Raw genomic sequence first — 22105 nt, 5'->3', positions numbered from 1 at the left:
GCGGGCGAATCACTAAGTGTTCGCGTGCCAGTTAGACTCGTATGTCGAACGACGAGGCCCCGGAGGCCGCCGACGCCGACGAGGACGTCTCTTTCTCGGTGACCATCGAGGACGGGTGGACGACCATCGTGATGGAAGGCGACAAAGACACCGCAGTCGTCGTCCGCTCGGCGTCCGGCGAGCGAATCTACCTCCCGCCGGAGGGGTTCGACGCCGAGGCGGCGACCGACAGCGCGTACCAGCCGTCGGACAGCCCCTACCAGTCGGCGTACGACTCGCCGTACCAGTCGGTCCAGACCGACGACTCGCCGTACCAGTCCGCCCGCGGCACGATGCCGCGAGAGGGGATGGTCCCGACCCGCGGCGGCTACCGGATTCGCCACCCCGAGCCGGTGACCGACGTGCGACTCCTCCGCTGAACGCGGGTCGCTCCCCCCGTTCTCCCCGCCGAGCGCCGCCCCTCGCTTCTGACGCCGCCCGTTGTCCTGTTCAGTTCGCGTCCGACTCGGCGGCGTCCGCGTCGGCGTCCGCGGTCACTTCGTTCTCCGCGCCGGCCGAGGGGTCGGCGTCGTCGTCGAGGATGCTGTGGTAGTAGTCGACCGTCTCGTCGACGACGCGGTCCCACGTGTACGGTTCGTACTCCGGTTTCCCCTCCAGCGAGAGGCCGTACTCGATACCGTCGGCGATAGAGCGCGAGTCGGGTTCGACCTCGATGACGCAGTCCTCGGGGAGGACCTCCGCCGCGCCGCTCTCGGTGGCGACGACGCGCGTGCCGGTCGAGAGCGCCTCGACGATGGTGATGCCGAACGGCTCTGACAGCGACGGCGAGACGAACAGGTCCGCGGAGGCGTAGTAGTCACCGAGCGCCTCCTCGGGGACGTAGCCGGCCCACTTGATGCGGTCTTCGACGCCGAGCAGTTCGGCGAAGCGCTTGAGTTGGGCGGTGAGGTGGCCCGACCCGCCCATGACGAGCGTCACGTCGTCGCGGGCGAGTTTCTCCATCGCGTAGACGAGGTGCGAGATGCCCTTCTGGTCGGTGTGGCGGCCGACGAAAAACAGCATCTTCCCGTCGATGCCGAGCTCCGCCTTGAGGTCGCGGCCCGTCGTCTCGCACTCCGAAAAGCCGTTGTAGATGACGTGGCAGTCGCCGCCGTACTCCCGTTTGACCTTGTCCGCGAGGAGTTCGCTCACCGCGAGCAGGTGGTCGCAGCGCTCGGCGATGCGGCGCTCGGTCTCGACCTCCCGCTGCGGCGGGTCGATGTTGCGGTCGGACGAAAGCGAGTGGAACGTGGTCACCCACTCCACGTCCTCGTTGTTCGACTTCGCGCGCGACCCCGGGCCGTAGCCGAACCAGTCGTGCGTGTGGACGATGTCGGCGTCGGCCGCGCGCTCCGCGAACGTCGACCCCAGCCGCCCGATGCGCGTGATGATGTCGCCCTCGCCCGTCGGGACGCCCACGATTCCATCGCGGTCCGGCGCGTACTCGGCCGGAAGCACGAGTTCGATGTCCACGTCCTCCCGCTCTTCGAGACGTTCGAACATCTCGCCGACGTGCGTGTCGAGCCCGCCGCTGACGTTCGGCGGAAACCCCCACCCCAGCATCAGGACCTTGGCAGTCATAGATGACACAATGTACCACAGATGCCTATTTAATTCCTGTCCGGCAATACTCCGGCGACGACCCACCGAAAGGCGTTTTCGCCGCGGCGACGACCCGCGAGTATGCACGTCCACGTCAACGCCGCCGCGAGTCTCGACGGCAAGCTCTCCTCGCGCCGCCGCGAGCAGGTGCGGATAAGCGGCGACGACGACTTCGCCCGCGTGGACGAGATTCGCGCGGCCGCCGACGCCGTCGCCGTCGGCGTCGGGACCGTCCTCGCCGACGACCCGCACCTCACGCTCGACGACCCCGACCTCGTCACCGCCCGCGAGGACCGAGGCGACTCGCCGCACCCCGCCCGCGTCGTTGCTGACTCGCGCGCTCGGACCCCGACCGACGCCCGGGTTCTGGACGACGCGGCGACGACCTACGTGCTCGTCTCCGAAGCCGCGCCCGACGCCCGCCGCGACGCGCTCGAATCCGCCGGCGCGGAACTCGTCGTCGCGGGCGAAAAGCGGGTGTCGCTCCCCGACGCCCTCGGCGCGCTCGAATCGCGCGGCGTCGACCGACTCATGGTCGAGGGCGGCGGCGAACTCATCTTCTCGCTGTTCGAGGCCGGCCTCGTCGACGAACTCACGCTCTACGTCGGCTCGATGGTCATCGGCGGCCGCGATGCGCCGACCCTCGCCGACGGGGAGGGCTTCGTCGCCGACTTCCCCCGACTGTCGCTCCGCGGTGTCGAGCGCGTCGACGACGGGGTGCTCCTGACCTACGACTGCTGAGCCTCGTTCCTCGAATCCGGCCGATTTCGCCGCGAGCGCGGAGCTTCGCGGTCGTGCGCCGTCACGCAAACAGGCGCAATGGGTAAGAGTGTCGCGCCGATACGTGGAGACATGAGCACTCCGAAGACAACCGATGCGCCCGTCCACATCGAGAGTTCGGACGAACTCGACGAACTCATCGCCGACAGCGGGGTCGTCCTCGTGGACTACCACGCCGAGTGGTGCGGCCCGTGTAAGATGCTCGAACCCACCGTGAAGGAAATCGCCGAGGAGACCGACGCCGTCGTCGCCAAGGTCGACATCGACGAACTCCAAGAGCTGGCCCGCGAACAGGGGATTCGAAGCGTCCCGACCCTGCAGTTCTACGCCGGCGGCGAGCAGGTGAAGGAGGTCATCGGCGTCCAGAGCAAAGAGGACCTCGTCGACATCATCGAAGCCGCCGCGTAAGCGGGCGTCCGCTTCGCTCGGTTCGATTCTCTGTTTATCTATCACGGCGAGCGACGGCGCGCGCTCCGGGCGTCGTCGCTCGTGGGGACGGTTCGGTCGAAAAGCGGAGTCAGAAGGCGGCTCAGAAGGGCGCGTCGGACACGTCGGGTTCGAACCCCGCGCCCGGGTCGTCGTCGTAGAAGCCGCCGGTCGAGGCGTGGACCGCGTCTATCTCCTCGAACTCGGCGACCATGCGCGCCTTCAACGCCTGAATCGTCATCGGCGAGATGCCGCAGCCGGAACACGCGCCGGTGAGGGAGATCCACACTTCGCCGGTCTCGTCGTCGATGGCCTCGATACCCGCGTCGCCGCCGTGCATCTCTATCTGGGGGAAGTTCCGCCGCATGAACAGGTCGAGCCGTTCTTCGAGGGACTTCTCCGACGTCTGCGAACTCATACCGAGACGTGGGGTGCGGGCGAGCATAACGATTGCTCCGAACGAGGTCGCGGCGAATTTCGCGAGACGCTGTCGGGTGAGTCGGTCGGCGAGGGCTTTTTACCACGGAGAGAGTATCGGAACCTATGATTTCACTCGACGAGGCAGTCACGGCCCGCCTGGAATCTCACGGCGCGCGGTTCGAGGTGCTCATCGACCCCGACGCGGCGCTCTCGATAAAGCGCGGTGAGTTCGACGGCGACCTCGAAGAGGTCATCGCCGCCGAAGACGTGTTCGAGGACGCCTCCCGCGGCGACCGCCCCGCCGAGAACGACCTCGAAGAGGTCTTCGGGACGACCGACCCGCTGGAGATAATCCCCCAGGTCGTCAAGAAAGGGGAGATTCAGATCACGGCCGAACAGCGCCGCGAGATGCAAGAACAGAAGCGCAAGTCGCTCATCAACCGCATCGCGCGCAACGCGGTGAACCCGCAGATGAACGACTCGCCGCACCCGCCGGAGCGAATCGAGCGCGCGCTCGAAGAGGCCGGCTTCAAAATCGACCCGATGGAGCCGGTCGAGTCGCAGGTCGACGACGCCCTCGACGCGCTCCGACCCGTGTTGCCCATCAAGTTCGCCGAGGTCACCGTCGCCGTCCAACTCCCCGCCGAGTACGCCGGCAGCGGACAGGCGCAGATTCGGAGCTACGGCGACCTCGAACGCGAGGAGTGGCAGAACGACGGCTCGTGGGTCGGCGTCATCACGTTCCCCGCGGGGATGCAAAACGACTTCTACGACAAGGTGAACAACATCACGAGCGGCACGGCCGAGACGCGCATCGTCAAGGACGAAGACGAGCTCTGAGACGGGTCGGCACGGCCGAGACGCGAACGCGAACGCGAACTATCCCTTCTTGAAGCCGACGAGGAAGCCGCCGGAGAAGCCGGCGGAGACGGACAGCGTCGAGAGAATCGTCGAAATCCAGTCCGGCGGCGCGCCGCTCGCGGCGTCCTGCGTGGCGCTCACGAGGCCGCCGGTGAGGCGCTCCCAGTCGACGGTGATGATGCCCCGCGATTCGAGGAACTTGAACACGGCGAGTTCGAGGCCCACGATGACGGCGATGAGCTTCGCGATTTTCTTGGCCGCGAAGCCGATGATGCCGCCGATGACGGCCCCGCTCCCGAACTCGATGCCGAGCTGTTGGGGGTCGATGCTCAGTTGTAAGGGGTCCATACGGCGAACATCCCGCCTATCGGTATAAGTGATTTGTGGGGTGACTGTCGTCGTCGCCGAACTGTCAGGTCGCGGCCGGGCAACCTACAAGAGTCCCGGCGTCCAAACGCGGCCATGGAACGGGAGGTGACGGGACGCCATCTCGACGCGTGACCCCGGCCGAGCGGGGCTTAAGTGCCTCCGGCGGCTAGTACCGACTGACACAGTGCAGGCAACGTACCCCACAATCGAGGTGCGGCGATGAGTCGCGTCGTCGTCGCGAAGCGCGTCGACCGCGGAGACGCCGACCTCACGGAGATTTCCGACCTCGCCCGCGCCGCGGGCTACGAGGTCGTCGGCGAACTCACCCAGACCCGCGAGGAGGACGCCGCGTTCCACTTCGGGGAGGGGAAAGTCGGCGAGTTAGCGTCGCTCGTCGCTCGCGAGGACGCCGCCGCCGTCGTCTTCGACAACCGGCTGGGCCCCTACCAGACGTACAACATCGCCCAGAAGCTCCCCGACGACGCGGAGGTCATCGACCGCTTCACGCTCATCCTCGACATCTTCGGCCAGCGGGCGAACACCCGCAAGGCGCAGTTGCAGGTCGAACTCGCCGAACTCCGCTACGAACTGCCTCGCGCCGAGGCGAAGGCGTCGCTGGCGAAGCGCGACGAGCGCCCCGGCTTCATGGGCCTCGGCGAGTACGACGAGAGCCGCGAGCAGGACATCAAGGCCCAGATTTCGCGCATCAAGAACGAACTGGACGCCATCGCGGACAAGGAGGAGACCCGGCGCGAACAGCGCCGCGAGTCCGGCTTCGACCTCGTGGCCCTCGCGGGCTACACGAACGCCGGGAAGTCGACGCTGATGCAACGGCTCGCCGCCGACCTCGAAGTCGGCCAGAACGACGACCTCCACCCGGACCTCGACCCGACCGCGGAGTCACAGGACAAGCTGTTTACGACCCTCGGGACGACCACCCGGCGCGCCGAAACGGGCAAGCGAGACGTGCTTCTCACCGACACCGTCGGGTTCGTCTCGGACCTCCCCCACTGGCTCGTCGAGTCGTTCAAGTCCACGCTCGATTCGGTCTACCGGGCCGACCTCGTGTTGCTCGTCGTTGACGCCTCCGAGCCCGTCGAAGAGATGCGCGAGAAGCTCGTCACGAGCCACGACACACTCTACGAGCGCAACGAAGCGCCCATCGTGACCGTGTTCAACAAGGTGGACAAGGTCGCGGCCGAGGAGCTCGACGAAAAGCGCGCGGCGCTGTCGGCGCTCGCGCCCAACCCCGTCGCCGTCTCGGGGCTGACCGGCGAGAACGTCGAGGAACTGGCCGCCCGCGTCGAGGACGAACTCCCCCCGTGGGAGCGCGAGCGCCTCCTGTTGCCGATGGCCGACGACACGATGAGCCTCGTCTCGTGGCTCTACGACCACGCCCACGTCGAGACCGAGGAGTACGAGGGCGAACAGGTCCACGTCGAGTTCGAGGCGCGCCCCGCTATCGTCGAGAAGGCGCGGGCGAAGGCCGCCGACCTCTCCGTGCCGGCCGACTCGGCCTGAGCGGCCTGCGCCGAGTCGCGCCCACCACGCTTTGGTCCGTCGCGGACTCGACCCGACCCGCCGGTTTCGACTCAGTCGAGCGTCGCTTTTTCCTTCGTGACGACCTCCACGTCCGAGATTCGCGTCCCCGGATACTGGCCGTCGTCGTCTTTCTCCGCGGCTTTCACCATGTCCCAGACGACGTTGAGGCCGGTCGTCACGCCCTCTAGCGCCTCCATCTCACAGCCCGTCTTGCCGGTCGTCCCGACCGTCACGGAGAGCGTGACCGACTCGTCGGCCACCTCGAACTCGGTGTCGACGTTCGTGATGGGTATCTGGTGGCACATCGGAATCGTCTCCCACGTGTGCTTGACGGCCTGAATCGCGCCGATTCGGGCGGTCGCCAACACGTCGCCCTTCCCGATTTCGTCGTCGCGGATGGCCCGAACCGTCGAGGCGCTGAGGTGGATGGTCCCGCGGGCGACCGCCCGGCGGCGGCTGTCGGGCTTCGCGCCCACGTCGACCATCTGGACGTTGCCTTCCTCGTCAACGTGGGTCAGGTCGCTGTCGTCGCGGTCAACCGATTCGTTCGACTCCGCACCGGCGCGCTCGTCGCTCATGCTTCGTCACCTCGCAGGGCCGCGGGCAGTCGTTCCAAGAGGTCGGTGGCGACGAGGCCGCCGCCGAACGCCTCGGCGGCGAGGAGGGCCGCGAGCGCGCCGGTCGCGCCCGCCAGCACGTCGCCGGTGCCGCCGACGGTCATGCCGGGGTTCCCGGTTCGGTTGACGCGGACCGCGTCGCCGTCCGAAACCACGTCGTACGCGCCCTTCACGAGGAGCGTGTGGCCGAGGTCGGCGGCGAACTCGCGGACGAGGTCGCTCCGGACCTCCCAGTCGGAGTCGGTCTCGCCGCCCATCTTCCGCAACTCGCCCTGATGGGGCGTACAGATGAGCGTCGCCTCGGTGTCCACGTCGGGGACGACCTGCAGGGCGTCGGCGTCGACGACGGCGGTCCCGTCGTAGGCGGCGAGGAACTCGCGAACCGCGGCGAGCGACTCGTCGGCGTCGCCGAGGCCGGGGCCGAAGACGACCGCGTCGCGGTCGGCGGCGAAATCGAGCAGGTCCGGGACGTGTTCGGGCGCGAGTCGGTCGCCCGAAAAGCCGCGGACGATGAGGTTCTCGGAGTAGCCCTGTACCTCGCGGGCGACGGCCTCGGGGCAGGCGACGCGGGCGAGGTCAGCGCCGGCTCTGAGGGCCGACTGCGCGGCGAGCGCGGGCGCGCCGGTGTACGGACCGCCGCCGACGACGAGCACGTCGCCGTGGTCGCCCTTGTGGCTCTGGGCGTCGCGGTCGAGCGCGAGGAGGTCGCCGGGACCGGTGAACAGCTCCGCGGCCTCGGGGATGCCGATGTCGGCGACGACGACCTCGCAGTCGAGGTCGCCGAGGCCGGGCTTGTCGTCGTGGAAGGTGACGACCCGGTCGGCGTCGACCGCGAGGCCCGCCGCGTCGCCCGTATCGGCGTCGACGCCGGAGGGCACGTCCACCGCGAGGACGGTCGCCGAGGAGTCGTTGATGGCGCGCGCGGCCGTCGCCTCGGGTTCGCGGAGCGCGCCGGTGACGCCGGTGCCGAGCATCGCGTCCACGACGAGGTCCGGGTCGCCGAGGTCGAAGCCGGCCGAGTCGGTGACGGTCCGGTGGTCGGCCTCGCCCGCGACGAGGGCGTCCCAGTTCTCGCGGGCGATGTCGGTCGAAATCGTCTCGGGGCGGCCGAGCAGGTGGACGGTCACGTCGTACGCCTTCAGGAACCGCGCGGCGGCGAGGGCGTCGCCGCCGTTGTTGCCGCGCCCGGCGACGACTGCGACCGACGCGCCGGGGTCCGCGAGGTCGCGACACGCCCGCGCGACGGCGTTCCCGCTCGACTCCATGAGCTGTTTCCGCGGCACGCCGAGCGCCTCGGCGTTCAGGTCGACCGCGGCCATGCGTCGACTCGTAATCATACGCCCCCGTTTGCCCGGCGGCGCGTTAACACATGTGGTCGCGGGTCGGATTCGCAACGCTTGACACGGCGGCGACTGAATCCGGGGTAGTGACTCGCCGCCTCTTCGGAACTCTCTGCGGACTCGTCTTCCTCGTCAACTTCGGCCGCGTCGCGTTCCCGCCGCTCGTCGAGACGCTCCAGACGCAGTTCTCGGTCGGCCCGGCGACCATCGGCGTCGTGACGAGCCTCGTCTGGCTCGGGACCGCCATCCCGCGCATCCCCGTCGGCTACCTCCTCACGCGCGTCTCGCGGTCGAAGGTCGTCCTCGGGTCGGGCACGCTGCTCGTCGTCGCCGCGGCGTTCACCGCGAGCGCGACGTCGGTGCTGACGCTCCAAATCGGCGCGTTCGGCCTCGGGCTCGCCTCCGGCGCGTACTTCGTCTCCGCGACCCCGCTCGTCGGCGAACTGTTCCCCGAGCGCGTCGGCCGCATGGTCGGTATCCACGGCGCGGCCAGTCAGGTCGCCGCCGTCGTCGCCGCGCCCGTCGTCGTCTTCATCCTCGCGTCGTACTCGTGGCGCGAGACGTTCTGGGTGCTGGCGGCCGCCGGCGCGCTCGTGACGCTCCTCCTCTACGCCGTCTCCCGAGACGGAAGCGCGGGGGCCGGCACGGGCGCGGACCGCGACTTCTCCGCCGCGCTCGGTCACTGGAAGCTCATCCTCACGGGCATCCTCCTCATCGCGCCCGCGGGGTTCGTCTGGCAGGGCCTGTTCAACTTCCTCGTGTCGTACATGACCCAAGCGAAGGCGTTCGACGCCGCCACGGCGAGCACGATGCTCACCATCGTCTTCGCGGCCGGCGTCCCCGCGTTCTCGCTTTCGGGCCGCCTCGCCGACAACCTCCCGCACGTCCCGTACATCTTCGGCCTGCTCGTCGCCTTCATCGGCGCGCTCGTTGCCCTGACGTACGCGCAGGGCTTCGTCGCCGTCGCCGTCGTCGTCGCGGTGCTCGGCTACGTCGTCCACAGCCTGTTTCCCGCGCTGGACACGTTCATGCTCTCGTCGCTGCCGAGCGACGCCCGCGGGAGCGCCTACGCCGTCTTCAGCGGCGCGGCGCTCCTCTTGGAGGCCAACGGGAGCGGCGCGGTCGGCTTCCTGACCGAGGCGAACTACGCCTTCGAGGCCGTCTTCCGGACGCTCGCCGGCGGCCTCGCGGTGTTCGTCGCCGCGCTCGCCGTCCTCTACGCGGTGAACCGACTCCCCGGCGTCGACCGCACCGAGCCGTCGAGCGCCTGACCTCCCGAAACGGTTTACTTCCCGCACCGAAATGTCGATTGTATGTCAGGGTTGCTCCCGTCCGACGGGACCGTCGATTCGAGCGGTGAGGCCGACCCTCGGGTTCACTGGCTCGACGACGACGAGACGGCGCAACTCCTCGGCTGCCTCTCTTGTGACACCGCCCGCGACCTGCTGTCGTGTCTGCAGGACTCGCCGGCGACGGCGACCGAACTCTCGAAGCGGGTCGAGACCTCCGTCCAGAACGCCCGCCACCACCTCGGAAACCTCATCGAGGCCGACCTCGTCCGCGTCGCCGACACCCGCTACTCCGAGAAGGGCCGCGAGATGAAGGTGTACGCCGCCGCCGCGCCGTTCGTCGTCTGCGTCGGCGGCGACGGCGGGGACCGAGAGGCCTTCGCCGAGGCAATCGCCTCCTTCCTCGAATAGCGTCGGCGCGGTCCGCGTGCCGGCAGGCTCTCTCGCGAACGTTCAAGTGCGAGTCCGCGGCCACTCACCGACACCCCTATGGCCGTCGCAACTGGACCACAGAGCGTGACCTGGCAGGAGGTGTTCGGCCACCCGGAGGCGTACCCGGAGCAGGCCGACGGAATCGAGACCGCGATACAGACCGCCCGCGACGACGGCTTCGCCGTCGTGGAGGGCGCGTGCGGGACCGGCAAGACGATGCTCGCGCTCACCGCCGGCATCGACCTCGTCCGCGACCCCGACTCCGACTACGAGCGCGTCTTCGTCCTCACGAGCGTCAAGCAACAGCTCCGGCAGTTCGAGGCCGACCTCCGAACCATCAACGAGAACCTCCCGAGCGACTGGAAGCCCGTCTCGGGGCTCACGCTCGTCGGCAAGTCCGACGTGTGTCCCTACAGCCGCGAGGGCCGCGGCGGCATCGACGACGCGACCGTCTACGACCGCTGTGAGGCCCTCCGCGACCGGACCCGCGGACTCGTCGGCGACGGCGGGCGGACCAGCGCCGAGGCGCTCGCCAAAGACGCCCGCGAGCAACAGACCGGCCTCCTCGACACCGGCTCGACGACCGCGGGGCCGGACTACCTCGAAACCGCGGGCGACCCGACGCCGTACCCGACGTCGATGCCGGAGTACGAGGACGTGGAGTACTGCCCGTTCTACGCGAACTTCCTCGCGGACCTCCCCGAGGACGGCGACCCAATCGAGGCCGTCCCCTTCGAGTTCGACGAGAAGGGACTCATCGGGACCGAGGACCTCGTCTCGCTGGCCGCGGGCGCGGGGTCGTGTCCCCACTCCGTGATGGGCGCGCTGTTGCCCCACGTCGAGGTCGTCGTCGGCAACTACTACCACGCGTTCGACCCGACGACCGTCGGCACGTTCACCGGCGCGCTCGTCGACGACTCGACGTTCGTCATCTGCGACGAGGCGCACATGCTCGAACCCCGCGTCCGCGACCTCGTCTCCGTCGGCGTCGGCGACCGGACGCTCCGCGACGCCGAAAGCGAGTTCACGCGCGTCATCCAGCCCGTGAAGTTCGACGACGCCGGCAAGTCCACCGTCGACGCCGACCTCGTCCGCGGGGAGCTACAGGAGGCCGACGTGACGCTCCGCGAACTGGAGGAGACCCGGGACTTCATCCGCGACCTCCGCGAGGAGCTCGACCGGCGCGTGACCGCGCACCTCGACCGCGAGTACGTCGGCTGGCGCGCCGACCTCACCGAACTCGACGACGAGGAGCTCCCGCTGCGCGACCCCGAGGACCCCGGCGTCGACGAACTCACCGAGTGGGCCGAGGAGAGCGGCCACGACGAGGGGACGTGGGTCCGCGCCGAGGCGACCGGCTCGGCGGTCGCCCGCATCCTCGACTCGGTGGAGGACGACGACAAGCGCCGGGCCGCGCCCGCGGCGGGGCGGGCGCTTTCGACGTGGGCCTACGCGGACCACGAGAAGCACTTCCGCGAAATCGAGCTCGAACGGACGTGGGACGAGATGGAGCCGCCGGAGTCGTGGCGGCGCGCGTACAACGCCCGGCTGTCGGTCCACAACTGCGTCCCCGGCGAGGCCATCGCCGAGCGCCTCGGCGACTTCGGCGGCGGCGTCCTCATGAGCGCGACGCTCGAACCCATCGACGTGTTCCGGCGCGTGACCGGCCTCGACGCCCTCGCCGACGACGGCCGCCCGGTGGCCGAGCGGACGTTCGGCCTCGGCTTCCCCGAGTCGAACCGCGCGAGCTTCGCCGTCGACGTGCCGAAGTTCACCCACAGCAACCGCGGGCCGCCCGGCGAGGAAAACGAGACGCGGCTCGCGTACACCGACGCCGCCGTCGAGGTGTGCGAGCGGTCGCCGGGGAACGTCCTCGTCGGGATGCCGAACTACGCCGAGGCGGAGTGGATGGCGGGCGCGCTCGAAGCCCGCGTCGACAAGCCCGTGCTCCTCGACGAGTCGTCCGACGACGGGGCCACGGAGCGGCTCAAGCGCGATTTCTTCGGCGGCGAGGGGAAGGTGCTCGTGACGAGCCTCCGCGGCACGCTCACCGAGGGCGTCGACTACAGCGGCGACAAGCTCTCGGCGGCCGTCGTCTGCGGCGTCCCGCTCATCAACACGTCGTCGCCGCGGACCCGCGCGGTGAAGACGGCCTACGACCGCGAGTTCGGGAACGGGTTCGAGACGGCCCTGACCGTCCCCGCGGTCAGAAAGGCGCGACAGGCCATCGGGCGCGTCATCCGCGGCACCGACGAGGTCGGCGTCCGCGTCTTCGTCGACGCCCGGTACGCCCGCGACTCGTGGAACGGCGTCCGCGACTACCTGCCGGAACAGGAGCGCGAGGAGTTCAGACCCGTCAGTCCGGACATGCTCGGCTTCGGTCTCGACCGGTTCTGGTCGTCGGTCGAGTAGTCGCGGGTGGGCCGCGTCGCGGCCGGCGTGCCGAGTGCCAGACGTGTCGTCAGGAGAGCGTCAGCGTTCGTCGTCCCACGCGTCCCGGCAGTCGTCGTCGCAGAAGTGCCGCGCCTGCACAGTGTCGTCTTCGACCCACGTGACGACGCGGTGTGTCGGGTTGTTGGCAATCGGCTCCCCGCACGTCGCGCAGGTCGGGGCGTCTTCTGGGTCTACGTTTGCTTCCAAATCGGACGTGGGATCGACCATCGACACCCAGATGGCGGTCCCGGGCACTTCAACCCGTCTCCGCCGGCAGAAGTCGCCCGACAGCCCGACCGATGCCGCGAAACTGAGGAATCCACACCTGCGCGTCGGTGTTCGCGGCTATGTATCACTCCGTACTCCCACTTGGTGCAACGTTTTGTAACCCACGGATATTGTCAATGACTACCACACTTAGTGAAGGTTATGTAATCACGGTCGCGTTTGTCTACGTGACGGCGAATGTCCGAACTGCCCGCATCTCAGAACTCGGTTGCAGGGACCGCTGACCGCGCCGGCGCGGATACCACCGGGGATTGCCTCCTCCATAGCGTCGTCGTCACCTATCGAGGGAGCCCGGACCAAGTGACCGTCTACCCCCGGCGCGACAGTTGTCGCGACCAGATGGAGGCGTGGCTGACCGCCGACGCCGACGCGTTCGTCTCGCTCGACGAGATGTGCTGAGTCGACGCCGGCCCGGTCGCCGCGAAACCGACGAGCGTCGTCGCCGCCGCGAGCCCCCTCCGACGCCGGGTCGACTCAGCCGACGAACTCGGCGTCGGACAGCGTCTTTTGTACCGCCTCTTCGCCCACTGCCGCCGCCAGCGCTTCGAATCCCTGCCGCTCGGCGCGGTCGCGGGCGTTCGCCACCAGCCGCGAGACGATGAACTCCGGCGTGGACTTGCCGACCGTCCCGAACCGCGGCTGGTAGTCCACGCGCAGTTCCAGCTCGTCGGTCAGCCCCTCGGCGAAGATGCCGTCGATGCGGGCCTCCGGCGGGAGCGGGCTCAGCTCGTCCGCGAGGTGCGTGACGTAGACGCCGAAGGCGTCGCGCTCGACGGTGAGGTTCACCAGTCCGTTGAGCAGGTCGGCCGCGCGACCCGGTTCGGTGATGGCCTCGAACTCGTCGACGAGCATCAGCGTCCGCCCGCCGCCCGAAAGCGGCGGAACGATGGACTTGAGCGTCGATTCGAGCACGCCCGCGTTGAAGCTCGCGTGCCGGCGGTGGAACACGACCGAGTCGAACCGGCCGACGACCGCCGACTCGGCGGGGACGGGAAGCCCCATCGACGCGAGGATGGCGACCTGCGAGAGCGTCTCCAGAAGCGTCGTCTTCCCGCCGCTGTTGGCCCCCGTGAGGACCGACACGCGGTCGCCGACCGGCGGCGTCGGTCCGCCGGCGCACGCGAGTTCGTGGTCGCCGACGGCGTAGGAGACGGGCTGTGGGTCGTCGAGAAAGAGGTTTCGCGCGCCGCAGACCGCCAGCCCGGTCTCGGCGATGTCCGGCGGCGTCAGGTCGTACTCGTTTGCGAACCGCGCGAGCGACAGCGACAGCGCCACCTCGTCGACGGCCTCGACCGCGAGGTCGACGTCGTCGCGGGCGGCCCAGATGCGGTCCCGAAGCTCCTCGGCGACGGTCTCCTCGCGGGCGGCGACGTCGGCTTCGAGGTCCTCGACGAGCGCCCGGAGCGACGCGCTCACGAAGTCGGTCGCGTCGCGGGCGTCCTCGGCGGCGACCGACTCGACCTCGCCGCGCGAGAGGTCGGTCTCCTGTGCGACGTACTGGACGAACGCGGCGCGGAAGTCGTCCAGCGAGCGGACGCCCCGCGACTGGATGGTTTCGAGCACGTCGAACGAGCCGGATTGGAGTTCGTTCGCGGTGTCGAGCCGGCTCCGCAGGCTGTCGAGGCGGTCGTCGGCGCCCGCGGCGACCGAGCCGTCCTTATCGACGTAGCCGAGCGCCCCGAGCGCGTCGCGGAGGGCGTCGGGGTCGGCCTCCGCCAGCGCGTCGAACGGCTCGCCGCGGAGGCCGGCCTCCCGGAGTTCGAGCGCGGCGCGGACGGCGGCGCGCTCGGTCTCGCCGGCCTCGTCGTAGTCGCGGAACGCCTCCTCGACGGCGTCGCGGGCGTCGCCGTCGAGGTCGGCCCACGCCTCCCGCGCCGCGAGGATGCGGTCGAGGCGGTCGCGCCGGGCCCCGACGGTCGGAAGCGGCGTCAACACGCGGATGCGGTCGGCGGCGTGTTCGGTCAGCGCGCGGTCGCTGGCGAGCGACAGCAGGTCGTCGTACACGTCGCGGGCGTCCCGGGTCGCCAGCGCGTCGATGCCGTCCTGCCCGTCGGCCCGGCGGAGGATGCGAACCGCCCGCCCGCGGGTGACGCCGGCGTCGACGAGCGCCCGCACGTCGGCCGACTCGATGGCTGCGACCGCCCCCTCCCTGCCGAGCGCCGATTCGAGTCGGTCCGAGGTCTTCGGGCCGACGCCCCAGTAGTCTTCGAGTCGCATACCGGGGGCGTCTCACCGGGCGCTCTTAGGTCCATCCGTCGGACGGTGCCGCCGCTGTTCGAGGGTGGCCCGCGAAGAAAATTCAGTACGAGGGTGCGCGTTGGTCGGTGTCCGTGCCAGCCGTCTCGTCGGACTGAAGCAGGTGTCGGCCGGGTACCCCCTCCGCGTCGCGGTCGAGGTCCCGGGCCGCACAGACCGCGAGCGCGGTCGTGAGCGTCCGGACGGCGCGCTCGTGGTCGGCGCGGCAGTCCCGGAGGGCCATCGGGCCGATTCCCAGTCGGTTGTACGGTTCGAGGTCGGCGCTCGTGAGCACCCCGCGGTCGCGGTAGTCTGTGGCGATTTCCACGAGCAGCGAGTGGACGTGGATGAGCTCGTTTTTCTTCATGAGTTGCACGTATGTGCTCATCGGGGGTAAATGGCGCGGTGAAGCGTGTTTTTGGTCTTGTATCTGCATCGGGGAGAAATGAATGTACGAGCCGGGGATACGAACGAAACACCCGTCGCTCGTCGGGCGATTTCGCGGAAAGGGAGTTGGGGTTTGGGCAGGGACACGTCCCCAGGGCGGAGAGAGAGGGGGTGGGTTGTCGATTCCACCGTGGGGCCGTGCGGGCACGACGAGTGACCCGGGCAGGTCACTGTGGCCGTATAGTGGAATGGAACGGTCAGTAGTAATTCACGGCCCTACGTGGTTAGGTCCGACTCGGGGCGACCGAGAAACGCACAAGTCGGTGGGGGTTAGAGTCGGGGTATGCACGCACGACGGGACGCCCGTTCTCGGGGGGGTCGAACGGGATGACAGACGGGTCTCCGCGGTCGGGCGGCGAGCCGTCGGTCACCGAGCGCGAACTGCGCCAGCGGCTCGACATCCTCGCGACGTTCAACGAGGTCGTCGCGGACGTAAACGAGATAATCGTCGACGCCGCCGAGCGCGAGGACATCGAGCGGCAGGTCTGCGAGCGACTCGTCCAGACCGGCGAACTCCGGTTCGCGTGGGTCGGCGTCGTCGACGAGACGACGGGCGACGTGGAGCCGACCGCGTGGGCCGGCGTCGAAGACGGCTACCTCGACGAGATAGACGTGTCGGTGTCGGCGGAGCGCCCCGAGGGAGGCGGCCCCGTCGGCCGGGCGGTCCGGTCGAACGCGGTGCAGGCGACCCAGAGCGTCGCCGACGACCCGGCGTTCGGGGCGTTCCGGGGACCGGCGCTCGAACGCGGCTACCGCTCTGCGGCGTCGGTCCCGCTCGTCTACGACGACGCGCGCTACGGCGTGCTCACGATGTACGCCGAGCACGAGCGGGCGTTCACCGCCGAGCTCGCCGAGCCGATTTCGAACCTCGGCCACGCCGTCGCCCACGGCATCGACACCCGCGTCCGCCGGGAGCGCGAGCGCGAACTCGAACGCCGCGAGCAGGCGTTTTCGCGCATCGTCGAGAACATCGAGGAGTACGCGCTGTTCCGGCTCGACGCCTCGGGGCGCGTCGAGAGCTGGAACCGCGGCGCGGCGGCCATCAAGGGCTACGACACGGAGGAGATACTCGGGGAGCACATCGAGACGTTCTACACCGACGAAGACGCCGAAGCCGGCCTGCCGGAGCGCCTCCTCGACCGGGCGCGGACCGAGGGCCGGGTCGAAAACGAGGGGTGGCGGGTCCGAGCCGACGGCACCCGCTTTTGGGCGTCTGTCACCATCACCGCCCTGACCGACGACGCCGGCGAGGTCATCGGCTTCGCCAAGGTGACCCGCGACATGACCGACCGGAAGCGCCGCGAGCGGCAACTGGACGCGGTGTTCAACAGCACCTTCCAGCACATCGGGCTGGTCGACCCCGACGGGACGGTCCTCCGGGTGAACGACGCCGCGCTCGACCTCGTCGACGCCGACCGCGACGACATCGTCGGGCTTCGAGCGTGGGAGACGCCGTGGTGGCGCGGCCACGACGAGCGCGTCGCCGACCTCCGGGCGGACCTCGACCGCGCGGCCGACGGGGAGTTCGTCCGCCACGAGGTCGAAATCGACCGCGATAACACCGGCCGGCCGGTCGTCGTCGATTTCTCCGTCACGCCGGTCCACGACGACGAGGGCGAGGTGTCGTTTCTGGTCCTCGAAGGCCACGACATCACCGCCCGCAAGGAGCGAGAGCGTGCGCTCCGCCGCGAACAGGAGCGACTGGAGTTCGTGAACCGCATCATCCGCCACAACCTCCTCAACGGGCTGAACGTGGTCGGCGCGCGGGCGGACATCGTCGAGGACTTCGTGGACGACGCGGGGCTGACCCACCTCGAAACGATACAGGGTCGCGTCCGCGAGATGACCGAACTCGTCGGGACGATGCGGACGTTCATGAAGGTCATCGTCGAGCGCGAGTCCCACGAGTTCCGCCCGCGGCGAATCGACGAGGCGGTCGACCACGGCGTGGAGTCGCTCCGGCGGGAGTCCGACGCCGCGAGCGTCACGGTCGGGCGACTGCCGGCCATCTCGGTCGTCGCCGACGACCTGCTGGACGAGGTCGTCGAGCACCTGCTGAAAAACGCCGTCCAGCACAACGACAAGCCGAACCCCGCGGTCGAAGTCGAGGTTGCCGCCGGCGACGACGTGGTCGAACTCCGCGTCTCCGACAACGGGCCGGGCGTCCCCGACGAGGAGAAACACCGCATCGTCGACCAGCGCATCGAGGACCTGTCGAACCCGGGCAACGGCTTCGGCCTGTTTCTGGTCCGGGAAATCGTCGAGAGCTACGGCGGGGCGGTCGGAATCGAGGACAACGACCGCGGCGGGGCCACGTTCGTCGTCACGCTCCCGCGAGCGTGAGTTCGGCCCGCGTTCACCCCGCCTTCGGCGGCGGAGACCGACCGTCGGAGACCGGCGATTCGGGTCGCCGTACCGCCTAAATTCCACCTTCTGCGATGGGCAGATATATTACTGTTCGCCGTTACTGTGTGCTCGATACGATGGTCACCGAACGCTCGGCGCGCGAGAGCCCCGACCAGCGGGCCGCCGAGCAGGTCGTCCTCGTGGTCGACGACGACGAGGACCTCGCGGACACCTGCCGGTACTGGCTCGACGGCGAGCGGTTCGCCGTCGAGACCGCATACGGCGGAGAAGAAGCCCTCCGCCGGCTCGACGACACAGTCGACGTCGTCCTCCTCGACCGCCGGATGCCGAACGTCACGGGAGACGACGTGCTCGAAGAGATTCGCGAGCGCGGCCTCGACTGCCGCGTGGCGATGATGACCGCGGTCGAGCCCGACACCGACATCGTCGACATGCCGTTCGACGCCTACCTCGTCAAACCCGTCTCCGAGTCGGAGGTCAAAGAGACGGTCGAGGAACTGCTCGTACGGTCGGGGTTCGAGTCCGAGGTCCGCGAGTACTTCGCGCTCGAATCCACCGAGGCGGCGCTCGACAGCCGCGACGTGGAGGAGCTCCGCGAGCCGGAGGCGCTGTCCGACCTGCGCAGCCGCTTGGAGGCGGTGCGGGCCGAACACGAGGCGGCGATTCGAAACCGCGAGGCGCAGCTCGACCGCCTGAACCGGACCAACGAGCTCCTCCGCGACGTCGACCGGGCGCTCATCGACGCGCGCACCCGCGACGAAATCGAACAGACCGTCTGCGACGCGGTCGCGAGCGCCCACGAGGCCGCGTTCGTCCTCAGGCGCACCGCCGCGGGGTCGCTCCGGTGTACCGCGGCGGCGGGCCACGGCCTCGACCCCTCGGGCGTCGACCTCGCGTTCGTCGACGAGGCGTTCGGCATCGACGGGACGGTCGAAGACGGCTTCGTCTTCGAGGACGTCTCGGAGGCGCACCGCGCGGCCGTCTTCGGCGAGGACGCCGCCGACCTCGGCGCGGTGTCGGCGCTCTGTGTCGCCATCGGCTACCGCGAGACGATGTACGGCGCGCTCGTCGTCTACGACGAGACCGACGGCTTCGACGACGAGGCCGCCGCGCTGTTTTCAGACCTCGGAGCGACCGTCGGCAACGGCATCAACGCGACCCAGAGCAAACAGCTTCTCAACGGCGACAGCGTCGTCGAACTGGAGTTTCAGCTCGGCTGCGACGCCGGCGTGCTCGCCCGGCTCTCGGCGGCGCTCGACTGCCGGTTTTCGCTCGACGGCGTGACCGGCCTCGACGACGGCCTCACCTGTTTCGTCAGCGTCGCGGGCGCGTCGGGGAGCGACGTGGTCGCGGCCGCAATCGAGTCCGACGACGTCTCGCAGGCCCGCGTCGTCTCCGACGGCGACGAGGAGTCCGTCGTCGAACTCCGCACCGACGCCGAGACGGTACTTTCGACCGCCATCGACCACGGCGCGAGCGTGGAGCGGTTGACGCTCTCGGAGGGCAGCGGGAGTCTCGCGCTCCACGTCGCGGCCGACGCCGACCACGGCGCGCTCGTAGAGGCGGTGACGACGGCCGCACCGGGCGTCTCCGTCGTCGCAAAGCGCGAGGTCGAGCGGTCCGTCCAGTCGCCGGACTCCTTCCGGCGGGCGCTCGACTCGAAGCTGACCGACCGACAGCGGACGGTCCTCGAAACGTCGCTCGTCTCCGGCTACTTCGAGTGGCCCCGCGGGAGCACGGCCGAGGAAGTCGCCGACTCGCTCGGCATCTCACCGCCGACGCTCCACGAGCATCTCCGGACGGCGGAGCGGAAGCTCATCGAGACGTATTTCGACGAGCTGAATCCGGCACCGGCGAACGATTAGCGGCCGGGAGCTACGGGCAAGAGAGGCGTTTATTCGAGTTTTGCTCCGGGCGCGTCGCCGACGAGTCGAGCGGCGGCGTCGAAGACGTCACGTTTGGTGACCGGCTTCGTGAGCACGTCGTCCACGGGGAGGGCGGCCAGTTCGTCGCCGGGCGAGGCGCTGAGCATGACGACATCGAACGACGACGGGTCGACTCGGCGGCGGAGTTCTTCGAGGACGGACTCGCCGGAGAGACCGGGGAGGTTGCGGTCGAGGAAGACGAGGTCGACGTCGTCGTCGAACGCCTGGAGGGCCTCGTGTCCGGAGTAGGCGACCCGGACGCGGTAGCGGCGTTCGAGCCACAGCGCGAGGCTGTCGGCGAGGGCGGCCTCGTCGTCGACGAGGAGGACGGTCGGCGCGTCGGGTGTGTGAGATTGTGTCATGTCTCGGACCGTGGCTACGTCGGCGTCGCGGGCGTGGTCGTTCGAACTCGGATGCGGTTGGAGGTCGGCCGCCGGTCGGGAGCGTCGTTCACGCGTCGTTCATGCGCTGGGACTGCGTGTTCCCGCAGCGCGTACAGCGCGTGACGCGGTACGGCTCGCGGGAGAACTCGCGGTTCTCGCGTTTCCGGCTCTCGGTCTTGATTTCGATGGAGACGTCGTGAGGCGTCCGCGACTCACACGACGGGCACTCTTCGACGAACTCGTTGTTTCGGGGACTGCTTTTACTCTTCGACATAGAGTGGTCGTGGCAGTAGCTACGGACTGTGTGCCGTTGAATACGGAACCTAATTGATTTGGGACGCGGACAAATCGAGAGGCGGCGGCCGCTCGTCGGCCGAGGGGACTCACTCCGCGGGGACGATCTTCTCGTCGTACTTGTCGCGGAACTCTTGGATGAGCGTGCCCATCTGGGCGTACCAGTCGTTGAGCATGCGCTGCATGTCGTCTGCGACCTCGTTGGGGTCGGTCGGGTGGTAGACGTGGTAGTAGCCGCCGTGTTCGTAGTTCACCTGTTCCTTCTGGATGAGCCCCGCCTGCAGCAGGCGCTGGATGGAGCGGTAGGCGGTCGAGCGCTCCCGTTCGACCGCTTCGGCGACCTCGTCGACGGTCAGGTGTTCGTCGGTCTCGACGAGCACCTCGAAACACCGTCGGTCGAGTTGCTTCAGTCCGTGGAGACACTCAAGGAGCCCCTCGCACTCCATGTCCGATTGCAGGTATTCGACCATCGAGCTAGCCATTATCGGTTCGGGCTACGTGGTCAGCCCTCAAAAGGGTTTGTATGCTTTGCACAACACCGAGTGAGAAACGACCGCTCGGTGTCGCGGATTCGCGTTCGATGCGAGTGCGGTTCGCGTGCGAGCCGTCGCCCTCAGTCGGCGGTCGAACTCCCGGCCGCCGAGGGGGCTCGCATGGACTTGACGGCGCTGTAGAGCACCGCGCCGGAGACCATGAGCGCCGACCCGAGGATGAGCGCGAGGCTGACGTAGTCGAGGACGCCCATGCCGAGGTAGTTCCCGGCCTGCCGCACGGCGACCGCGAGCGCGCCGAGGAGCAGCATCAGGCCGAAGTAAATCTTGATCTCGTCCTCGTCGACGATGGAGGTCGCGGCGGAGCCGACGCGCGCGCCGAGCGCCGACCCGGCGAGCAGCGGCGCGACGATAGAGAGGTCGACGCCGCCGGACTGCGCGTAGAGGAACGAGCCGATGCCGCCCGAGAACATGATTTCGAACAGGTCGGTCCCGACCGCGATGGGCACCGGGACGCCGATGAGGTAGAACAGCGCGGGCATGCGGATGAAGCCGCCGCCGACGCCGAGGAACCCCGAGAGGAGCCCCGTGGCGAACGCGACGAGCAGAATCATCCACAGCGAGACCTTGACGCCGCCGCGGAGGGTTATCATCGGCGGCAGCGAGTAGCCTTGAATCTTCTTCGCCAGCTCGGGGATGTCGTCGGCGTCGATGTCGGCGTCGCCGTCCACGTCGTGGCTGACGCCGCCGCCGTTTCCGCCCTTCAGCGCCTCGTAGGTGACGAACAGCCCGATACCGCCGAGAAGCAGCACGTACGTGACGCTGATGATGTTACCGGCGAGTCCGAGTTCTTCGAGGTAGAGGACGATTTCCTTCCCGACTTCGAGGCCGACCGTGGTCCCGATAATCATCGAAATACCGAGTTTGTAGTCGACCTGTCCGAGGTCGCGGTGCTTCAGCGTCGCGATGACGGAGGTCCCGAAGACGAACGCGAGGCCGGAGCCGACGGCCACGCGCGAGGGATAGCCCATGACGAGGAGCGCGGGCGTCACGAGGAACGACCCGCCCATGCCGAAGAAGCCGAACAGGATGCCGATGAGGACGCCGAACGCGACGAAGAGCGCCAGCATCCCTGCCGACATTCCGAGTAGCTCGAACACGCTCACTCACCACCGATGGCCTTCCGCACGGACGGCCCCACCGCGGCGGTCAGCGCGCCGTAGCCGACGTACAGCACCATCGCCTCGACGAGAACGATGCCGACGAGCGCGGCCGCCTGCGCGTTCCCGCTCAACGTCTCGATTCCGAACATCTTACCAGCACCCCTCGGGGTTCTCGGTGTATATTGTACGAATCATACTTTCTTGTACAACGCTGGCTAACCGGAGTGAGGATATAACGCTTTTGGGAATACTGTACAAGACCACATAGCTATTGCATACTCGTAAGTTATAGAATGGGCATAAGAATACCGCTCAACCGAGGTATATTTTGTATCAAGGGGCGTTACGAACATATTTCTCCG

The 22105-nt window shown here is 68.7% G+C and carries 24 protein-coding genes; 11 read left to right on the top strand and 13 right to left on the bottom strand.

Translation table 11 applies throughout. From position 1 onward, the window contains the following. Positions 1 to 41 precede the first annotated feature (41 nt). Positions 42 to 419 carry a DUF7510 family protein gene (locus BN996_RS08065; RefSeq protein WP_089778114.1) on the top strand — a complete coding sequence of 126 codons (378 nt, stop codon included), beginning with the start codon at positions 42 to 44 and terminating at the stop codon, positions 417 to 419. Positions 420 to 489: 70 nt separating this feature from the next. On the opposite strand, the gene BN996_RS08060 is transcribed toward BN996_RS08065, so the two are convergent. Next, on the bottom strand, positions 490 to 1602 hold the full coding sequence (locus tag BN996_RS08060; protein WP_089779880.1) for a glycosyltransferase family 4 protein: 1113 nt from the start codon (positions 1600 to 1602) through the stop codon (positions 490 to 492). Between the two features lie 120 nt (positions 1603 to 1722). Between BN996_RS08060 and BN996_RS08055 the strand changes: the two genes are divergently transcribed. Beyond that, on the top strand, positions 1723 to 2382 hold the full coding sequence (locus BN996_RS08055) for a 2,5-diamino-6-(ribosylamino)-4(3H)-pyrimidinone 5'-phosphate reductase (protein WP_089778111.1): 660 nt from the start codon (positions 1723 to 1725) through the stop codon (positions 2380 to 2382). Between the two features lie 111 nt (positions 2383 to 2493). After that, positions 2494 to 2829: a thioredoxin gene (gene trxA / locus BN996_RS08050; protein WP_089778109.1), complete on the top strand. Its 336-nt coding sequence runs from the start codon at positions 2494 to 2496 to the stop codon at positions 2827 to 2829. A gap of 121 nt (positions 2830 to 2950) precedes the next feature. Here the strand turns inward: trxA and BN996_RS08045 are convergent, their stop codons facing one another. After that, the gene (locus BN996_RS08045; protein WP_089778107.1) at positions 2951 to 3265 is read right to left on the bottom strand and encodes a NifU family protein; all 315 of its coding nucleotides are present in this window, start codon (positions 3263 to 3265) and stop codon (positions 2951 to 2953) included. A 125-nt stretch (positions 3266 to 3390) separates the two neighbouring features. Between BN996_RS08045 and BN996_RS08040 the strand changes: the two genes are divergently transcribed. After that, the gene (locus tag BN996_RS08040) at positions 3391 to 4107 is read left to right on the top strand and encodes a ribosome assembly factor SBDS (RefSeq protein WP_004968119.1); all 717 of its coding nucleotides are present in this window, start codon (positions 3391 to 3393) and stop codon (positions 4105 to 4107) included. Between the two features lie 39 nt (positions 4108 to 4146). On the opposite strand, the gene BN996_RS08035 is transcribed toward BN996_RS08040, so the two are convergent. Continuing rightward, positions 4147 to 4476: an FUN14 domain-containing protein gene (locus BN996_RS08035; protein ID WP_007273844.1), complete on the bottom strand. Its 330-nt coding sequence runs from the start codon at positions 4474 to 4476 to the stop codon at positions 4147 to 4149. A 240-nt stretch (positions 4477 to 4716) separates the two neighbouring features. On the opposite strand from BN996_RS08035, the gene hflX reads away from it, so the two are divergent. Continuing rightward, the gene (gene hflX / locus BN996_RS08030) at positions 4717 to 6018 is read left to right on the top strand and encodes a GTPase HflX (RefSeq protein ID WP_007273843.1); all 1302 of its coding nucleotides are present in this window, start codon (positions 4717 to 4719) and stop codon (positions 6016 to 6018) included. A 71-nt stretch (positions 6019 to 6089) separates the two neighbouring features. Here the strand turns inward: hflX and moaC are convergent, their stop codons facing one another. Both moaC and BN996_RS08020 read right to left on the bottom strand, forming a co-directional pair. Then, positions 6090 to 6617 carry a cyclic pyranopterin monophosphate synthase MoaC gene (gene moaC, locus BN996_RS08025; protein WP_007273842.1) on the bottom strand — a complete coding sequence of 176 codons (528 nt, stop codon included), beginning with the start codon at positions 6615 to 6617 and terminating at the stop codon, positions 6090 to 6092. Next, positions 6614 to 7993: an NAD(P)H-hydrate dehydratase gene (locus BN996_RS08020; RefSeq protein WP_264371804.1), complete on the bottom strand. Its 1380-nt coding sequence runs from the start codon at positions 7991 to 7993 to the stop codon at positions 6614 to 6616. The genes moaC and BN996_RS08020 overlap by 4 nt, the downstream gene beginning before the upstream one ends. A gap of 89 nt (positions 7994 to 8082) precedes the next feature. Between BN996_RS08020 and BN996_RS08015 the strand changes: the two genes are divergently transcribed. The 3 genes from BN996_RS08015 to BN996_RS08005 all read left to right on the top strand — a co-directional run bounded on the left by BN996_RS08015 (position 8083) and on the right by BN996_RS08005 (position 12129). Then, the gene (locus tag BN996_RS08015) at positions 8083 to 9267 is read left to right on the top strand and encodes an MFS transporter (protein ID WP_167344117.1); all 1185 of its coding nucleotides are present in this window, start codon (positions 8083 to 8085) and stop codon (positions 9265 to 9267) included. A 42-nt stretch (positions 9268 to 9309) separates the two neighbouring features. Next, positions 9310 to 9696 carry an ArsR/SmtB family transcription factor gene (locus tag BN996_RS08010; protein ID WP_089778102.1) on the top strand — a complete coding sequence of 129 codons (387 nt, stop codon included), beginning with the start codon at positions 9310 to 9312 and terminating at the stop codon, positions 9694 to 9696. A 78-nt stretch (positions 9697 to 9774) separates the two neighbouring features. Further along, complete coding sequence (locus BN996_RS08005; protein ID WP_089778099.1) at positions 9775 to 12129, top strand: ATP-dependent DNA helicase; 2355 nt, start codon at positions 9775 to 9777, stop codon at positions 12127 to 12129. Between the two features lie 60 nt (positions 12130 to 12189). On the opposite strand, the gene BN996_RS08000 is transcribed toward BN996_RS08005, so the two are convergent. Continuing rightward, entirely contained in the window at positions 12190 to 12378 is a 189-nt protein-coding gene (locus tag BN996_RS08000) for a DUF7576 family protein (RefSeq protein ID WP_089779878.1), read from the bottom strand. 237 nt (positions 12379 to 12615) lie between these two features. Here BN996_RS08000 and BN996_RS07995 point away from each other — a divergent pair, with 237 nt between their 5' ends. Next, positions 12616 to 12837 (top strand): DUF7511 domain-containing protein, encoded by a 222-nt coding sequence (locus tag BN996_RS07995; RefSeq protein ID WP_089778097.1) that lies wholly within the window; start codon positions 12616 to 12618, stop codon positions 12835 to 12837. A gap of 75 nt (positions 12838 to 12912) precedes the next feature. Here the strand turns inward: BN996_RS07995 and BN996_RS07990 are convergent, their stop codons facing one another. Further along, a complete protein-coding gene (locus BN996_RS07990; protein ID WP_089778095.1) occupies positions 12913 to 14655 on the bottom strand; it encodes a DNA mismatch repair protein in 1743 nt (580 codons plus the stop codon). A gap of 82 nt (positions 14656 to 14737) precedes the next feature. After that, positions 14738 to 15040, bottom strand: a complete 303-nt coding sequence (locus BN996_RS07985; protein WP_089778093.1) for a UPF0058 family protein — start codon at positions 15038 to 15040, stop codon at positions 14738 to 14740. A gap of 407 nt (positions 15041 to 15447) precedes the next feature. On the opposite strand from BN996_RS07985, the gene BN996_RS07980 reads away from it, so the two are divergent. Both BN996_RS07980 and BN996_RS07975 read left to right on the top strand, forming a co-directional pair. Then, the gene (locus BN996_RS07980; protein WP_089778091.1) at positions 15448 to 17463 is read left to right on the top strand and encodes a PAS domain S-box protein; all 2016 of its coding nucleotides are present in this window, start codon (positions 15448 to 15450) and stop codon (positions 17461 to 17463) included. A gap of 140 nt (positions 17464 to 17603) precedes the next feature. Continuing rightward, positions 17604 to 19352 carry a bacterio-opsin activator domain-containing protein gene (locus BN996_RS07975; RefSeq protein ID WP_089778089.1) on the top strand — a complete coding sequence of 583 codons (1749 nt, stop codon included), beginning with the start codon at positions 17604 to 17606 and terminating at the stop codon, positions 19350 to 19352. 29 nt (positions 19353 to 19381) lie between these two features. Here the strand turns inward: BN996_RS07975 and BN996_RS07970 are convergent, their stop codons facing one another. The 5 genes from BN996_RS07970 to BN996_RS20075 all read right to left on the bottom strand — a co-directional run bounded on the left by BN996_RS07970 (position 19382) and on the right by BN996_RS20075 (position 21892). After that, positions 19382 to 19774, bottom strand: coding sequence for a response regulator transcription factor (locus BN996_RS07970; protein WP_089778087.1), 393 nt, complete (start codon positions 19772 to 19774; stop codon positions 19382 to 19384). Positions 19775 to 19862: 88 nt separating this feature from the next. Beyond that, entirely contained in the window at positions 19863 to 20069 is a 207-nt protein-coding gene (locus BN996_RS07965) for a DUF7835 family putative zinc beta-ribbon protein (RefSeq protein WP_089778085.1), read from the bottom strand. 109 nt (positions 20070 to 20178) lie between these two features. Beyond that, positions 20179 to 20559, bottom strand: a complete 381-nt coding sequence (locus BN996_RS07960) for a helix-turn-helix domain-containing protein (protein ID WP_004977164.1) — start codon at positions 20557 to 20559, stop codon at positions 20179 to 20181. 143 nt (positions 20560 to 20702) lie between these two features. Continuing rightward, a complete protein-coding gene (locus tag BN996_RS07955; protein WP_209446886.1) occupies positions 20703 to 21746 on the bottom strand; it encodes a sulfite exporter TauE/SafE family protein in 1044 nt (347 codons plus the stop codon). Beyond that, the gene (locus BN996_RS20075; protein WP_167344116.1) at positions 21743 to 21892 is read right to left on the bottom strand and encodes a DUF7512 family protein; all 150 of its coding nucleotides are present in this window, start codon (positions 21890 to 21892) and stop codon (positions 21743 to 21745) included. The genes BN996_RS07955 and BN996_RS20075 overlap by 4 nt, the downstream gene beginning before the upstream one ends. Positions 21893 to 22105 lie beyond the last annotated feature (213 nt).

Source organism: Haloferax massiliensis (assembly GCF_001368915.1).
Lineage (GTDB): Archaea > Halobacteriota > Halobacteria > Halobacteriales > Haloferacaceae > Haloferax > Haloferax massiliensis.
Note: the sequence above shows the minus strand (reverse complement) of the source record. Positions and strands in the feature narration are given on the sequence as shown.

What these genes read in the sequence shown, in the direction of transcription:
- BN996_RS08065 (WP_089778114.1), top strand. Translation starts at nt 42, where the DNA reads ATGTCGAACGACGAGGCCCCGGAGGCCGCCGACGCCGACGAGGACGTC.
- BN996_RS08060 (WP_089779880.1), bottom strand. Translation starts at nt 1,602, where the DNA reads ATGCTGGGGTGGGGGTTTCCGCCGAACGTCAGCGGCGGGCTCGACACG.
- BN996_RS08055 (WP_089778111.1), top strand. Translation starts at nt 1,723, where the DNA reads ATGCACGTCCACGTCAACGCCGCCGCGAGTCTCGACGGCAAGCTCTCC.
- trxA (WP_089778109.1), top strand. Translation starts at nt 2,494, where the DNA reads ATGAGCACTCCGAAGACAACCGATGCGCCCGTCCACATCGAGAGTTCG.
- BN996_RS08045 (WP_089778107.1), bottom strand. Translation starts at nt 3,265, where the DNA reads ATGAGTTCGCAGACGTCGGAGAAGTCCCTCGAAGAACGGCTCGACCTG.
- BN996_RS08040 (WP_004968119.1), top strand. Translation starts at nt 3,391, where the DNA reads ATGATTTCACTCGACGAGGCAGTCACGGCCCGCCTGGAATCTCACGGC.
- BN996_RS08035 (WP_007273844.1), bottom strand. Translation starts at nt 4,476, where the DNA reads ATGGACCCCTTACAACTGAGCATCGACCCCCAACAGCTCGGCATCGAG.
- hflX (WP_007273843.1), top strand. Translation starts at nt 4,717, where the DNA reads ATGAGTCGCGTCGTCGTCGCGAAGCGCGTCGACCGCGGAGACGCCGAC.
- moaC (WP_007273842.1), bottom strand. Translation starts at nt 6,617, where the DNA reads ATGAGCGACGAGCGCGCCGGTGCGGAGTCGAACGAATCGGTTGACCGC.
- BN996_RS08020 (WP_264371804.1), bottom strand. Translation starts at nt 7,993, where the DNA reads ATGATTACGAGTCGACGCATGGCCGCGGTCGACCTGAACGCCGAGGCG.
- BN996_RS08010 (WP_089778102.1), top strand. Translation starts at nt 9,310, where the DNA reads ATGTCAGGGTTGCTCCCGTCCGACGGGACCGTCGATTCGAGCGGTGAG.
- BN996_RS08005 (WP_089778099.1), top strand. Translation starts at nt 9,775, where the DNA reads ATGGCCGTCGCAACTGGACCACAGAGCGTGACCTGGCAGGAGGTGTTC.
- BN996_RS08000 (WP_089779878.1), bottom strand. Translation starts at nt 12,378, where the DNA reads ATGGTCGATCCCACGTCCGATTTGGAAGCAAACGTAGACCCAGAAGAC.
- BN996_RS07995 (WP_089778097.1), top strand. Translation starts at nt 12,616, where the DNA reads ATGTCCGAACTGCCCGCATCTCAGAACTCGGTTGCAGGGACCGCTGAC.
- BN996_RS07990 (WP_089778095.1), bottom strand. Translation starts at nt 14,655, where the DNA reads ATGCGACTCGAAGACTACTGGGGCGTCGGCCCGAAGACCTCGGACCGA.
- BN996_RS07985 (WP_089778093.1), bottom strand. Translation starts at nt 15,040, where the DNA reads ATGAAGAAAAACGAGCTCATCCACGTCCACTCGCTGCTCGTGGAAATC.
- BN996_RS07980 (WP_089778091.1), top strand. Translation starts at nt 15,448, where the DNA reads ATGACAGACGGGTCTCCGCGGTCGGGCGGCGAGCCGTCGGTCACCGAG.
- BN996_RS07975 (WP_089778089.1), top strand. Translation starts at nt 17,604, where the DNA reads ATGGTCACCGAACGCTCGGCGCGCGAGAGCCCCGACCAGCGGGCCGCC.
- BN996_RS07970 (WP_089778087.1), bottom strand. Translation starts at nt 19,774, where the DNA reads ATGACACAATCTCACACACCCGACGCGCCGACCGTCCTCCTCGTCGAC.
- BN996_RS07965 (WP_089778085.1), bottom strand. Translation starts at nt 20,069, where the DNA reads ATGTCGAAGAGTAAAAGCAGTCCCCGAAACAACGAGTTCGTCGAAGAG.
- BN996_RS07960 (WP_004977164.1), bottom strand. Translation starts at nt 20,559, where the DNA reads ATGGTCGAATACCTGCAATCGGACATGGAGTGCGAGGGGCTCCTTGAG.
- BN996_RS20075 (WP_167344116.1), bottom strand. Translation starts at nt 21,892, where the DNA reads ATGTTCGGAATCGAGACGTTGAGCGGGAACGCGCAGGCGGCCGCGCTC.